At 61.5% G+C, this 13,325-nt stretch carries 13 protein-coding genes; 12 read left to right on the top strand and 1 reads right to left on the bottom strand.

Annotated elements, in window-relative coordinates; translation table 11 throughout:
- The first annotated feature begins 34 nt into the window (after positions 1 to 34).
- The 9 genes from ACJ8HA_RS14375 (at position 35) to deoD (ending at position 8,550) form a co-directional block, all read left to right on the top strand.
- A complete protein-coding gene (locus tag ACJ8HA_RS14375; protein ID WP_004857650.1) occupies positions 35 to 196 on the top strand; it encodes a DUF1328 domain-containing protein in 162 nt (53 codons plus the stop codon).
- Between the two features lie 68 nt (positions 197 to 264).
- On the top strand, positions 265 to 450 hold the full coding sequence (locus ACJ8HA_RS14370; RefSeq protein ID WP_025305210.1) for a CsbD family protein: 186 nt from the start codon (positions 265 to 267) through the stop codon (positions 448 to 450).
- A 10-nt stretch (positions 451 to 460) separates the two neighbouring features.
- Positions 461 to 1,579, top strand: coding sequence for a patatin-like phospholipase family protein (locus ACJ8HA_RS14365; protein ID WP_025305211.1), 1,119 nt, complete (start codon positions 461 to 463; stop codon positions 1,577 to 1,579).
- Complete coding sequence (locus ACJ8HA_RS14360) at positions 1,576 to 2,358, top strand: TatD family hydrolase (RefSeq protein ID WP_147823071.1); 783 nt, start codon at positions 1,576 to 1,578, stop codon at positions 2,356 to 2,358. The genes ACJ8HA_RS14365 and ACJ8HA_RS14360 overlap by 4 nt, the downstream gene beginning before the upstream one ends.
- A gap of 183 nt (positions 2,359 to 2,541) precedes the next feature.
- Positions 2,542 to 3,819 carry a NupC/NupG family nucleoside CNT transporter gene (locus ACJ8HA_RS14355; RefSeq protein ID WP_038630188.1) on the top strand — a complete coding sequence of 426 codons (1,278 nt, stop codon included), beginning with the start codon at positions 2,542 to 2,544 and terminating at the stop codon, positions 3,817 to 3,819.
- 370 nt (positions 3,820 to 4,189) lie between these two features.
- Positions 4,190 to 4,969, top strand: coding sequence for a deoxyribose-phosphate aldolase (gene deoC / locus ACJ8HA_RS14350; protein ID WP_025305214.1), 780 nt, complete (start codon positions 4,190 to 4,192; stop codon positions 4,967 to 4,969).
- A gap of 66 nt (positions 4,970 to 5,035) precedes the next feature.
- A complete protein-coding gene (gene deoA, locus ACJ8HA_RS14345; RefSeq protein WP_164068041.1) occupies positions 5,036 to 6,358 on the top strand; it encodes a thymidine phosphorylase in 1,323 nt (440 codons plus the stop codon).
- 70 nt (positions 6,359 to 6,428) lie between these two features.
- Complete coding sequence (gene deoB / locus ACJ8HA_RS14340) at positions 6,429 to 7,652, top strand: phosphopentomutase (RefSeq protein WP_043136044.1); 1,224 nt, start codon at positions 6,429 to 6,431, stop codon at positions 7,650 to 7,652.
- Positions 7,653 to 7,818: 166 nt separating this feature from the next.
- Positions 7,819 to 8,550, top strand: coding sequence for a purine-nucleoside phosphorylase (deoD, locus tag ACJ8HA_RS14335; RefSeq protein WP_004933059.1), 732 nt, complete (start codon positions 7,819 to 7,821; stop codon positions 8,548 to 8,550).
- A gap of 169 nt (positions 8,551 to 8,719) precedes the next feature.
- Here deoD and ACJ8HA_RS14330 read toward each other — a convergent pair whose 3' ends face one another.
- Positions 8,720 to 9,403: a YtjB family periplasmic protein gene (locus tag ACJ8HA_RS14330; RefSeq protein WP_025305217.1), complete on the bottom strand. Its 684-nt coding sequence runs from the start codon at positions 9,401 to 9,403 to the stop codon at positions 8,720 to 8,722.
- Positions 9,404 to 9,513: 110 nt separating this feature from the next.
- On the opposite strand from ACJ8HA_RS14330, the gene serB reads away from it, so the two are divergent.
- From serB to nadR, 3 genes are read left to right on the top strand one after another with little or no spacing between them, the layout of a single operon-like run.
- The gene (serB, locus tag ACJ8HA_RS14325) at positions 9,514 to 10,491 is read left to right on the top strand and encodes a phosphoserine phosphatase (RefSeq protein WP_025305218.1); all 978 of its coding nucleotides are present in this window, start codon (positions 9,514 to 9,516) and stop codon (positions 10,489 to 10,491) included.
- Between the two features lie 19 nt (positions 10,492 to 10,510).
- Complete coding sequence (gene radA, locus ACJ8HA_RS14320; RefSeq protein ID WP_025159617.1) at positions 10,511 to 11,896, top strand: DNA repair protein RadA; 1,386 nt, start codon at positions 10,511 to 10,513, stop codon at positions 11,894 to 11,896.
- 58 nt (positions 11,897 to 11,954) lie between these two features.
- Positions 11,955 to 13,229 carry a multifunctional transcriptional regulator/nicotinamide-nucleotide adenylyltransferase/ribosylnicotinamide kinase NadR gene (nadR, locus tag ACJ8HA_RS14315; RefSeq protein ID WP_025305219.1) on the top strand — a complete coding sequence of 425 codons (1,275 nt, stop codon included), beginning with the start codon at positions 11,955 to 11,957 and terminating at the stop codon, positions 13,227 to 13,229.
- Positions 13,230 to 13,325 lie beyond the last annotated feature (96 nt).

Raw genomic sequence — 13,325 nt, 5'->3', positions numbered from 1 at the left:
CAGCGAATTTTTTCACAATGGTAAGGAGAAGCTTATGTTTCGTTGGGGCATTATCTTTTTAGTTATCGCGCTTATCGCTGCGGCACTGGGGTTCGGTTCGCTGGCGGGCACCGCCGCCTGGGCGGCTAAAATCGTGTTCGTTGTCGGCATCATCCTGTTCCTGGTCAGCCTGTTCACCGGCCGCCGGCGCCCTTAGCCGGCCGGCATTTTCCCGTAAACTGTAACAAAGCTTAACTCCTTTTCTCACGTCGGGGAGGGCCGGACATGAACAGCGACATCATCGTCGGGCGCTGGAAACAGCTGAAAGGCCAGGTATGGCAGGCGTGGGCCGAATGGTCCGGCAGCGATTGCGCCTGGCTGGCCGGCAGCAACGATTTCCTCGCCGGCGTACTGCAAGAGGATTACGGAAGAGAGCGAGACGCGGTATCCTCGGAGAAAACGTCTCACTGAGGATGCCAAGTTGGGATACAGAATACCCATCACGCTCGGCAATATAGAACCGCTGGCGTCTAAACCCTTTCGGCCAGGCAAAATGGCGCTGGTCTGCGAAGGCGGCGGCCAGCGCGGCATTTTCACCGCCGGCGTGCTGGACGAGTTTCAGCGCGCGGGCTTTAACCCTTTCGATCTGTTGATCGGCACGTCGGCCGGCGCCCAGAATCTGTCTGCCTATATCTGCGGGCAGATGGGCTACGCGCGCCGGGTGATCACCCGTTACACCACTTCGGCACAGTTCTTCAATCCGCTGCGCTTCGTGCGTGGCGGGCATCTGATCGATCTCGATTGGCTGGTTGATACGGCGGCGGCGCAGATGCCGCTGGCGATGGACGTGGCGGAACAGCATTTTACCGACGGGCGCGAATTCTTACTGTGCGCCTGCCGCAGCGACGATTTCGAGCCGACCTATCTGCCTGCGCAGCGCGAACGCTGGCTGCCGGCCATCAAGGCATCCAGCGCCATTCCCGGCTTCTATCGCCAGGGCGTGGAGCTGGACGGCGTCAGCTATCAGGACGGCGGCATCAGTGATGCGATCCCGGTGGAAGAGGCCTATCGCCGCGGCGCTGACACTATCGTGGTGATCCGCACCGTGCCTTCGCAGATGTACTACACCCCGCAGTGGATGAAGCGCATGGAGCATTGGCTGAGCGACAGCAGCCTGCAGCAGATGGTGCGCATCCTGCAGCATCACGAGCAAAGCTATCACCGCATCCAGCGCTTTATCGAAAAGCCGCCGGGCAAGCTGCGCATCTTCGAGATCTTCCCGCCGAAGCCGCTGGCCAGCAATGCGCTGGGCAGCCGATTGGGAGCGCTCAATCAGGATTATCACCTGGGGCGCCGCTGTGGCCGCTACTTTCTGGCCACCGTCGGCCAGTGGATGGCACAGCCGGAGCCCGACGGCATCAAGGTGCGAAAAGCGTTGTCGCGCCGCCTGATCCAGCCGGAGAACGTCAGAATGCCTTCGCCGATCGTGACCGACATCGCCATGCCCACCGAGCGGGCGGCGCAGCCGGAGGCGGCAGTAGCGGCGCCGAAAATCATCCTGCCGGGCGATCTGCCGCCGGGTGAAGGGGGGGCGCTGTGAGTTACGCCTTTACCGATACCCACTGCCATTTCGATTTCCCGCCCTTTACCGGGCATGAAGTCGAGAGCCTGGCGCGGGCGGCAAGCGCCGGCGTGCAGCGCATCATCGTCCCGACGGTCACTGCCGATCGCTTCGCGCGGGTGTTGCGGCTGGCGCAGGAGCATGCGCCGCTGTTCGCCGCGCTGGGTCTGCACCCGCTGTATATCGCGCAGCATCATGAGCCGCAGCTGGAACAGCTGGCGATGCTGTTGGCCGAACGGCCGCACAAGCTGGTGGCGGTGGGGGAGATCGGGCTCGATCTGTATATGGACAACCCACAGTTCGAGCGGCAGCAAAGCCTGCTGCTGGCCCAGTTGAAGCTGGCGAAACAGTATGACCTGCCGGTGATCCTGCATTCGCGCCGCACCCACGATCAGTTGGCCGCCGCGCTGCGGCGCATGCAGCTGCCGCGTCGCGGTGTGGTGCACGGCTTTGCCGGTAGCCTGTCGCAGGCGCAGGCGTTTATCCGCCTCGGCTATTACATCGGCGTGGGCGGCACCATCACTTATGAGCGGGCGCAGAAAACGCGCGCCGTGATGGCGCAGCTGCCGCTTGAGGCGCTGCTGCTGGAGACCGATGCGCCGGACATGCCGCTGGCCGGCTATCAGGGGCAACCGAATCGCCCCGAACGCGCCGCCGAGGTGTTTCAGACGCTGTGTGAACTGCGGCCGGAGTCGGCCGACGAGATCGCCGCCCACCTGCAACGCAATACCCAAACGCTGTTCGCCATGCCAAATTGAAGTCAACATAACGTGACTTGTATCACGTTATAAGATTTTCATTTGCGTCTCGTTGTATACATTTGTGACATAAATCGGTGCGAGGGTGACCTCGCTCAGTATAATCCCCCCGAAACTCTCCAATAGCAGACCTCTCTTCATGAGCAGGGATGTATTTTATTTTTTGCAACAGGGAAACTTTGCATGCAACTCATCATGAGTCTGGTTGGCATGGCGGTGCTGATCGCCATTGCGGTGCTGCTCTCCAGCAACCGCCGGGCCATCAAATTGCGCACCGTCGTGTGGGCGTTCATCATTCAGATCGGCATCGGCGCGCTGGTGCTCTACGTGCCGCTGGGCCGCAGCATCCTCGGCAGTATGTCTAACGGCGTGGCAAACGTTATCGCCTACGGCAATCAGGGCATTTCGTTCATCTTCGGCGGGCTGGTGTCCGACAAGATGTTCGAAGTGTTCGGCGGCGGCGGCTTCGTGTTCGCGCTGCGCGTTCTACCGGTGATCGTGTTCTTCTCCTCGCTGATTGCGGTGCTGTACTACCTCGGCATCATGCAGTTGGTGATCCGTGTGCTGGGCGGCGGCCTGCACAAGCTGCTGGGCACCTCGCGCACCGAATCGCTGTCGGCGACCGCCAACATTTTCGTCGGCCAGACCGAAGCGCCGCTGGTGGTGCGCCCGTATATCGCCACCATGAGCCAGTCAGAACTGTTCGCCGTGATGTGCGGCGGCCTGGCCTCGGTGGCCGGTTCGGTGTTGGCGGGGTACGCGCAGATGGGCGTACCGTTGGAATACCTGATCGCCGCGTCCTTCATGGCCGCGCCGGGCGGGCTGCTGTTCGCCAAGCTGATGGTGCCGGAAACCGAGCAGACCCACGATAAAGACGATGCGATGAAGCTGATCGCCGAAGAAGAGCGTCCGGCCAACGTGATCGATGCGGCGGCTTCCGGCGCGGCTTCCGGCATGCAGCTGGCGCTGAACGTCGGCGCGATGCTGCTGGCGTTTATCGCGCTGATCGCCTTGCTCAACGGCATTCTCGGCGGCATCGGCGGCTGGTTCGATTACCCGCAGCTGTCGCTCGAGCTGATCCTCGGCTGGGTGTTCTCACCGATCGCCTTCCTGATCGGCGTGCCGTGGAGTGAAGCGATGACCGCCGGTTCGTTTATCGGCCAGAAGATCATCGTCAACGAGTTTGTCGCCTACATGAACTTCGGCGCCTATCTGCGCCCGGACGATGTGGTGGCGGCGGAAGGCCTGCAGGTGCTGTCAACGCACACCAAGGCGATCATCTCCTTTGCACTGTGCGGTTTCGCCAACCTCTCCTCGGTGGCGATCCTGCTGGGCGGTTTGGGCAGCATGGCGCCCAACCGTCGCCATGACATCGCGCGCTTCGGTCTGAAAGCCGTGGCGGCGGGCACGCTGTCCAACCTGATGAGCGCCACCATCGCCGGTTTCTTCCTGGCGCTGTAAGCCTTCACGGAGCCCGCGACGGCGCGACCGATCGCGGGACTCCGCCTATACTCTAAGCAACGTGGGTGTTTGTCGCACCCGCGATCTTCAGCCGCTTCTTTAGCGAATTTGTGAACGATATCGCGTTATTTTGTGATGTTCTTCACATATAATTCCGGTCTGTTACAGTGCTATTTCATATAGTGTGACGATGAACGCGAATCGCCCTCGGCATTCGTGTTCAAATAGCTATTACTGGCCGGCCGCAAGGCGGGTGGCCATGTGCGGTGAGAAGGATCTCAGTTGCCGCCGCGGGAACGCCGTTCCCCTGCGCTATCTTCATGGAACCAAGTCCGCTCGCCAACACCCAGGTACTCAGTTGGAGAGTTTTATGACCGAATTAACCGCAGCAGCGCAACGTGCGCTGAACTTGATGGATTTAACCACGCTGAACGATGATGACACCGACGAGAAAGTGATCGCCCTCTGTCGTCAGGCCAACAGCCCGGCCGGCCACACGGCGGCCATCTGCATCTACCCGCGTTTTATCCCGGTGGCGCGTAAGGCGCTGCGCGAGCAAGGCACGCCGGACATCCGTATCGCCACCGTGACCAACTTCCCGCATGGCAACGACGATATCGACATCGCGCTGGCGGAAACCCGCGCGGCCATCGCCTATGGCGCGGATGAAGTGGACGTGGTGTTCCCTTACCGCGCGCTGATCGCCGGCAACGAACAGGTCGGCTTCGAGCTGGTGAAACAGTGCAAGCAGGCATGCCAGGCGGCCAACGTGCTGCTGAAAGTGATCGTCGAAACCGGTGAGTTGAAGCAGGCCGATCTGATCCGCAAGGCGTCCGAGATCGCCATCAAGGCCGGGGCGGACTTTATCAAGACCTCCACCGGCAAGGTGCCGGTCAACGCCACCCTGGAGAGCGCCGAGCTGATGATGTCGGTGATCCGAGATATGGGCGTGGCGAAGACCGTGGGCTTCAAGCCGGCCGGCGGCGTGCGCACCGCGGAAGACGCGCTGCATTATCTGCAACTTGCCGATCGTATTCTGGGCGAGGGGTGGGCCGACGCGCGGCATTTCCGCTTTGGCGCTTCCAGCCTGCTGGCCAGCTTGCTGACCGCGCTGGGCCACCAGACCCAGACCGCCGGCGGCGGTTACTGATCGATTTCGTTGGCGGGCGCCAGGCGCGCCCGTCTGCACCGACTCTCGGCGACACAGGGGGATGCCTTGTTCCTGGCTCAAGAAATTATTCGTAAGAAACGCGACGGCCAGCCGTTAAGCGAAGCGGAAATCCGCTTCTTCATCAACGGCATTCGCGACAACGTGGTGTCGGAAGGGCAGATCGCCGCGCTGGCGATGACCATTTATTTCCATGACATGAGCATGCCGGAGCGCGTGGCGCTCACCATGGCGATGCGCGATTCCGGCACCGTGCTGGACTGGAAGAGCCTGGCGCTGAACGGCCCTATCGTCGACAAGCATTCGACCGGCGGCGTGGGCGACGTGACCTCGCTGATGCTCGGCCCGATGGTGGCGGCCTGCGGCGGCTATGTGCCGATGATCTCCGGCCGCGGCCTGGGGCATACCGGCGGCACGCTGGACAAGCTGGAAGCCATTCCGGGCTTCAATATTTTCCCGGACGATAACGCCTTTCGCAAAATTATTCAGGACGTCGGCGTGGCGATCATCGGCCAGACCAGCTCGCTGGCGCCGGCGGACAAACGTTTCTACGCCACCCGCGATATCACCGCCACCGTGGATTCGATCCCGCTGATCACCGCCTCCATTCTGGCCAAGAAGCTGGCGGAAGGGCTGGATGCGCTGGTGATGGACGTGAAGGTGGGCTCGGGCGCCTTTATGCCGACCTATGCCCTGTCGCAGGATTTGGCGCAGGCGATCGTCGGCGTAGCCAACGGCGCGGGCTGCAAGACCACCGCGCTGCTGACCGACATGAACCAGGTGCTGGCTTCCAGCGCCGGCAACGCGGTGGAAGTGCGCGAAGCGGTGCGCTTCCTGACCGGCGAATACCGCAACCCGCGCCTGCTGGAAGTGACGCTGGCGCTGTGCGTGGAGATGCTGCTGTCCGGCGGCCTGGCGCAAGACGAGGCCGATGCGCGCGCCAAGCTGCAGGCGGTGCTGGACAACGGCAAAGCGGCTGAGGTGTTTGGCCGCATGGTGGCAGCGCAGCAAGGGCCGATAGACTTCGTCGAACGTTATGATAGCTATCTGCCGGCGGCAACGCTGAGCAAGCCGGTGTATCCTGAAAAGCCGGGCATCATCAGCGCCATGGATACCCGTGCGCTGGGTATGGCGGTGGTGTCGCTGGGCGGCGGCCGTCGCCGGGCGAGCGATGCCATCGACTACAGCGTTGGCCTGACCGAGGTGGCACGCCTGGGCGATAAGGTGGATACCCAGCAACCGCTGGCGATGATCCACGCCAACGATGAAGAGAGCTGGCAGCTGGCGGCCGATGCGGTGCGCAGCGCAATGACGCTGAGCGACAAGGCGCCGGAAGCGACGCCGGTGGTGTATAAGCGCATCACGGAATAACCCAAGAATCAGGAACGACCGCGGCTTTTTCGCGGCCGTCCAAAGCGTGAGAACACGCAGGAGAGCACAGATGAAACGTACATTTATTATGGTATTGGACTCCTTCGGTATCGGTGCCAGCGAAGACGCCGAACGTTTTGGCGATCGGGGTTCCGACACCCTGGGCCATATTGCCGAAGTTTGCGCGCGTGGTGAGGCCAACGTGGGCCGCCAGGGCCCGCTGACGCTGCCTAACCTGAGCCGTCTGGGCCTTGGCAAAGCGGCGGAAGAGTCCACCGGCAACTTCCCGCAGGGGCTGGATCGCAACGCCGATATCATCGGTGCTTACGCTTACGCCAGCGAACTCTCTTCCGGTAAAGACACGCCGTCGGGCCACTGGGAAATCGCCGGCGTGCCGGTGCTGTTCGACTGGGGTTACTTCAAGGACGAGCACAACAGCTTCCCGCAGGCGCTGCTGGACAAACTGGTCGAACGCGCCAAGCTGCCGGGCTACCTGGGCAACTGCCACTCATCCGGCACCGTGATCCTCGATCAGCTGGGCGAAGAGCACATGAAAACCGGCAAGCCGATTTTCTACACCTCCGCTGACTCGGTGTTCCAGATCGCCTGCCATGAAGAAACCTTCGGCCTGGATCGTCTGTATGAGCTGTGCGAAATTGCGCGTGAAGAGCTGACCGAAGGCGGTTACAACATCGGTCGCGTGATCGCGCGTCCGTTCGTCGGCGATAAGCCGGGCCACTTCCAGCGCACCGGCAACCGTCACGATCTGGCGGTAGAGCCGCCGGCGCCGACCGTGCTGAAAAAGCTGGTGGACGAGAAGGGCGGCGAAGTGGTGTCGATCGGTAAAATCGCCGACATCTACGCCAACGTTGGCATCACCAAGAAGGTGAAGGCGACCGGCATCGATGCGCTGTTTGACGCGACCCTGATTGAAATGGAAAAGGCCGGCGATAACACCATTGTGTTCACCAACTTCGTGGACTTCGACTCCTCTTACGGGCACCGCCGCGACGTGGCGGGCTACGCCGCCGCGCTGGAGCTGTTCGACCGCCGCCTGCCGGAGCTGCTGAAGCTGGTGAAAGACGAAGACATCATCATCTTCACCGCCGACCACGGCTGCGACCCAACCTGGCCGGGCACCGACCACACCCGCGAGCACATCCCGGTGCTGGTTTACGGCCCGAAAGTGAAACCGGGCTCGCTGGGCCACCGCGAGACCTTCGCCGACATCGGCCAGACCGTCGCCAATTACTTTGGCCTGTCGCCGATGGATTACGGTAAGACCCTGTTCTAAGCTCTGTCTTTCAAGCCGTAGCGTTGTTAGCTTCACGCGTGAACCCCAGTCGCTTACTCAAGTAAGCGACTGGGGATTCACCCGCTAGCTGCCTGGCTGCAACTCGACATTCAAGGCTTAGATGTTTGACGTTTTTATTAAATAAGATTTCTAAAGGAAGAAAATTATGGCTACGCCGCACATTAATGCTGAGATGGGTGATTTCGCTGACGTAGTACTGATGCCGGGCGACCCGCTGCGCGCAAAATACATCGCCGAAACCTTCCTGGAAGGCGCGGTGGAAGTGAACAACGTGCGCGGCATGTTGGGCTTCACCGGCACCTACAAAGGCCGCCGCATCTCCGTAATGGGCCACGGTATGGGCATCCCGTCCTGCTCCATCTATGCGCGCGAGCTGATTGCCGAATTCGGCGTGAAGAAGATCATTCGCGTCGGTTCCTGCGGCGCGGTGCGTGACGATATCAAACTGCGCGACGTGGTGATCGGCATGGGCGCGTGCACCGACTCCAAGGTGAACCGTCTGCGCTTCAAGGACAACGACTACGCGGCGATCGCCGACTTCGACATGGTGCGCAACGCGGTCGACGCGGCGGCGGCGCAGGGCATCCCGGCGCGCGTGGGCAACATCTTCTCCGCCGACCTGTTCTACACCCCGGATCCGGACATGTTCCAGGTGATGAAGAAGTACGGCATCCTGGGCGTGGAAATGGAAGCGGCCGGCATCTACGGCGTGGCGGCGGAGCTGTACGAAGAGTTCGGCTGTAAGGCACTGACCATCTGCACCGTGTCCGACCACATCCTGCGTCACGAAGCGACCACGGCGGCGGAACGCCAGACCACCTTTAACGAAATGATCGTTATCGCGCTGGAATCCGTGCTGCTGGGCGACAAAGCGTAATACCGCGGCGGGCGTCGTCATGGCGCCCGCCTGTCAATCTATTCATTCCGCACGGCCATTTTTGGCTAACGCTTTACCTTTCAATTGGTTGTGGATCCCGTTGTTACGGACAATCTATTCACCGAAAGGACAAGAAAACGGCACGAGCGCATTCAACGCCTGGCCTGAGTTATTCCTTCTTCGGCGCTTCCTGCTTTGTCTCCGGCGCATCCTCTTCGTCGTCTTCCACCGTATTGCCTTCTGCCAACGGCGTGTTGGCGGTCAACAGGTACGGCGACTGCTGCCAGCGGCTGCGGCGGTGTTGCAGCAGGGTGCGCGCCAGAATGATGCCGATCGCCAGCGCCAGCAGGATCATCAGGCGCAGCAGGTTGGTGGTGTTGTCCACCTGCTTGGATTCGGTCGCCAGCACGTGGGTGTCGAGGGTGATGCGGATAAAGCCGATCGGGCCGTCTTTGCCCTGAATGGATTCGACCAACTGGTGGTTGAAATAGCTGCCGGCGCGCTTGCCGTCGAGCGACAGGCGATCGCGTATACTTATCTGTTCCCCGGCGTGGGAGACCAGCGTGCCATCCTGCTGATACACGCTGACGTCGAGAATGCGGCTGTGATCGGTGAGCTGCTTGAGGATGGCGTCGATGCGCGGGGTGTTGCCGTCGTCGTCCAGCAGCGGCGCCAGGCTGTAGGCGACCTGTTTGGTCAGCGTCTGCGCCAGCTCTTCCACCTGCTCGGATCGCGCCATTTGGTGACTCAGGCTAAAATAAGAGGCGCCCTGCATCAGCAGCACCAGCAAAGCCAGGCAAATCAGGATAATAGCGGTGCGGTGCAGGCGAAATTTCAGTTTAGCGCGAGCCATGCAGGTTCCTTGGGCATCGGGGACACTTTATGTTGCCAGAACCGCTGGCGATAGGATAGCTTGATGCGTCGTTTTATCATGCAGCGTTTTTGTCCATTCAGGAGTCAATGATGTCAAACAGTCTGACCTATTGCGATCTTCCGGCGGAGATCTCTCAATGGCCGGGTCTTCCCCTTTCGCTCAGCGGCGACGAAGTGATGCCGCTGGACTACCGGGCGGGTAATACCGGGTGGCTGTTATATGGCAGAAAGCTGGACAAGGCGCGCATTACCCAATTCCAACGCAAGCTGGGCGCGGCGATGGTGATCGTCACCGCCTGGGGCGTGGACGATTATCAGGTGGTGCGGCTGGCGGGAACCTTGACGCCGCGCGCCAAGCTGCTGGCGGCGGAGAGCGGGCTGGATGTGGCGCCGCTCGGCAAAATCCCGCACCTGCGCACGCCGGGGCTGCTGGTGATGGATATGGATTCGACGGCGATCGAGATCGAGTGCATCGATGAGATCGCCAAGCTGGCGGGCGTCGGCGAGCAGGTGGCGGAAGTCACCGAACGTGCGATGCGCGGCGAACTGGATTTTACCGCCAGCCTGCGCCAGCGCGTCGGCACGCTGAAAGGGGCTGACGCCAATATCCTCAAGCAGGTGCGCGACGAACTGCCGTTGATGCCGGGGCTGACCAGCCTGGTGGGTAAGCTGCAGGCGATGGGCTGGCATGTGGCGATCGCCTCCGGCGGTTTCACCTACTACGCCGAATACCTGCGCAACCGGCTGCGGCTGGTGGCGGCGGCGGCCAACGAGCTGGAGATCCGCGACGGCAAGCTGACCGGCGAAGTGCTGGGGCCGGTGGTGGACGCACAGTTCAAAGCCGATACGCTGCTGCGGCTGGCGGAAAAGCTGGAGATCCCGCTGACGCAGACCGTGGCCATCGGCGACGGCGCCAACGATTTGAAAATGATGCAGGCGGCGGGGTTGGGCATCGCCTACCACGCCAAGCCGAAAGTGTATGAAAAAGCGCAGGTGGCGATCCGGCATGCGGATCTGATGGGCGTGCTGTGTATTCTCACCGGCAGCCTGAAACACGAAGTGCGATAACGAAAGATTGAGGTAAGACGTGGCAAAAGCGGCAAAACGGGCATTTGTGTGCAATGAGTGCGGGGCGGACTATCCGCGTTGGCAGGGGCAGTGCAGCGCCTGCCATGCCTGGAACACCATCACGGAAGTGCGTTTGGCCGCGTCGCCCGCAGCGGCGCGCAACGATCGCCTCAGCGGCTATGCCGGCGACGCCGGCGTCAGCAAGGTGCAGAAGCTGTCGGAAATCAGCCTGGAGGCGCTGCCTCGCTTCACTACCGGCTTTCTCGAGTTCGACCGCGTGCTGGGCGGCGGCGTGGTGCCCGGCAGCGCCATTCTGATCGGCGGCAACCCCGGCGCCGGCAAAAGTACCCTGTTGCTGCAGGTGTTGTGCAAACTGTCCGAACAGATGAAAACCCTGTACGTCACCGGCGAGGAATCGCTGCAGCAGGTGGCGATGCGTGCTCACCGTCTGGGGCTGCCGACCGGCGGCCTGAACATGCTGTCGGAAACCAGCATCGAGCAGATCTGCCTGATCGCTGAGCAGGAGCAGCCGAAGCTGATGGTGATCGACTCGATTCAGGTGATGCACATGGCGGACATTCAGTCTTCGCCGGGCAGCGTGGCGCAGGTGCGGGAAACCGCCGCCTATCTGACGCGCTTCGCCAAGACGCGCGGCGTGGCGATCGTGATGGTCGGGCACGTCACCAAAGATGGCTCGCTGGCCGGGCCAAAAGTGCTGGAACACTGCATTGACTGTTCGGTGCTGCTGGACGGCGACGCCGATTCCCGCTTCCGTACCCTGCGCAGCCACAAGAACCGCTTCGGCGCGGTCAACGAGCTGGGCGTGTTCGCCATGACCGAACAGGGGCTGCGCGAAGTCAGCAACCCTTCGGCGATCTTCCTTAGCCGCGGCGATGAAGTCACTTCCGGCAGCTCGGTGATGGTGGTGTGGGAAGGCACCCGGCCGCTGCTGGTGGAGATCCAGGCGCTGGTGGATCACTCGATGATGTCCAACCCGCGCCGCGTGGCGGTGGGCCTGGAGCAGAACCGGTTGGCGATCCTGCTGGCGGTGCTGCACCGGCACGGCGGGCTGCAGATGTCGGATCAGGACGTGTTCGTCAACGTGGTCGGCGGGGTGAAGGTCAGCGAGACCAGCGCCGATCTGGCGCTGCTGATGTCGCTGGTCTCGAGCCTGCGCGATCGGCCGCTGCCGAACGATCTGGTGGTGTTCGGCGAAGTGGGGCTGGCGGGGGAGATCCGCCCGGTGCCGAGCGGCCAGGAGCGCATCTCCGAAGCGGCCAAGCACGGCTTCAAGCGCGCCATCGTGCCGCACGGCAATATGCCGAAGAAGCCGCCGGCCAACATGCAGGTGTTCGGGGTCAAGAAGCTGGCGGACGCGCTGGACGTGCTGGAAGAGTTTTATTAATGTCGCTGACGGCGAGCAAGATATGCTATTTTGTTTAGCATATTAAACGGAGGTGGCCATGCCGCAATTTGATTACCTGAAGACGTCCATCAAGCAAAAGGGTTGTACTCTGCAGCAGGTGGCGGATGCCAGCGGCATGACCAAGGGCTATCTGAGCCAGCTGTTGAACGACAAAATCAAAAGCCCGAGCGCGCAAAAGCTCGAGGCGCTGCACCGTTTTCTCGGGCTGGAGTTCCCGCGCAAAGAGGTTAAAGTCGGCGTAGTGTTTGGTAAATTTTACCCGCTGCACACCGGCCACATCTATCTGATTCAGCGCGCCTGCAGCCAGGTGGACGAGTTGCACGTTATTTTGTGCCACGACGAACCGCGCGACCGCGAGCTGTTCGAGAACAGTTCGATGTCGCAACAGCCGACGGTCAGCGATCGCCTGCGCTGGCTGCTGCAGACCTTCAAGTACCAGAAAAACATCCATATCCACTCGTTCGACGAGCAGGGTATCGAACCCTATCCGCACGGCTGGAACGTGTGGAGCGACGGCATGAAGGCCTTTATGGAACAGAAGGGCATCGTGCCGAGCTTTATCTATTCCAGCGAAGCGCAGGATGCGCCGCGCTACCGCGAGCATCTGGGCATCGAAACCATTTTGGTCGATCCCGAACGGTCGTTCATGAACATCAGCGGCAATCAGATCCGCCAGGATCCGTTCCGCTATTGGGATTACATCCCGACCGAGGTGAAGCCGTTCTTCGTGCGCACCGTGGCGATCCTCGGCGGTGAGTCGAGCGGCAAGTCGACGCTGGTCAACAAGCTGGCCAACATCTTCAATACCACCAGCGCCTGGGAATATGGCCGCGATTACGTGTTTTCGCACCTGGGCGGCGACGAGATGGCGCTGCAGTACTCCGACTACGACAAAATTGCCCTCGGGCAGGCGCAATACGTGGACTTCGCAGTCAAATATGCCAACAAGGTGGCGTTTATCGATACCGATTTCGTGACTACGCAGGCGTTTTGCAAAAAGTACGAAGGGCGTGAACACCCCTTCGTGCAGGCGCTGATCGACGAATACCGTTTCGATCTGGTGATCCTGCTGGAAAACAACACGCCGTGGGTGGCGGACGGCCTGCGCAGCCTCGGCAGCAGCGCCGATCGCCTGGCGTTCCAGCGCCTGCTGGAGGAGATGCTGCGCGCCAACAACATCGAGTACGTGCACGTTGAGTCCAGCGATTACGAAGAGCGCTTCCTGCGCTGCGTCGAGCTGGTGCAACAACTGCTGGCGGCGGACGCCGGCCGGCTGGCGAATGCGCCCGCCCATCGCCACGCCGCAGGCTGAGGGAAATTAGCGTAATGTGCGATCGCGGCGGCAGAAACGGCCGCCCGGGCGCACATTTAACGGCTTGTTTAAACATGGTTCATTCGACAGCGACTA

Origin of the sequence: Serratia sp. CY33802, from assembly GCF_052169095.1 — a bacterium.
In the GTDB taxonomy this organism is placed as follows: domain Bacteria; phylum Pseudomonadota; class Gammaproteobacteria; order Enterobacterales; family Enterobacteriaceae; genus Serratia; species Serratia bockelmannii.
The sequence above is the reverse complement of the archived record's forward strand: the minus strand, read 5'-3'. Positions and strand labels throughout refer to the sequence as shown.

Excerpts from the sequence above, each read along its gene's own strand:
- ACJ8HA_RS14375 (WP_004857650.1), top strand. The coding sequence starts at position 35 with ATGTTTCGTTGGGGCATTATCTTTTTAGTTATCGCGCTTATCGCTGCG.
- ACJ8HA_RS14370 (WP_025305210.1), top strand. The coding sequence starts at position 265 with ATGAACAGCGACATCATCGTCGGGCGCTGGAAACAGCTGAAAGGCCAG.
- ACJ8HA_RS14355 (WP_038630188.1), top strand. The coding sequence starts at position 2,542 with ATGCAACTCATCATGAGTCTGGTTGGCATGGCGGTGCTGATCGCCATT.
- deoC (WP_025305214.1), top strand. The coding sequence starts at position 4,190 with ATGACCGAATTAACCGCAGCAGCGCAACGTGCGCTGAACTTGATGGAT.
- deoB (WP_043136044.1), top strand. The coding sequence starts at position 6,429 with ATGAAACGTACATTTATTATGGTATTGGACTCCTTCGGTATCGGTGCC.
- deoD (WP_004933059.1), top strand. The coding sequence starts at position 7,819 with ATGGCTACGCCGCACATTAATGCTGAGATGGGTGATTTCGCTGACGTA.
- ACJ8HA_RS14330 (WP_025305217.1), bottom strand. The coding sequence starts at position 9,403 with ATGGCTCGCGCTAAACTGAAATTTCGCCTGCACCGCACCGCTATTATC.
- serB (WP_025305218.1), top strand. The coding sequence starts at position 9,514 with ATGTCAAACAGTCTGACCTATTGCGATCTTCCGGCGGAGATCTCTCAA.
- nadR (WP_025305219.1), top strand. The coding sequence starts at position 11,955 with ATGCCGCAATTTGATTACCTGAAGACGTCCATCAAGCAAAAGGGTTGT.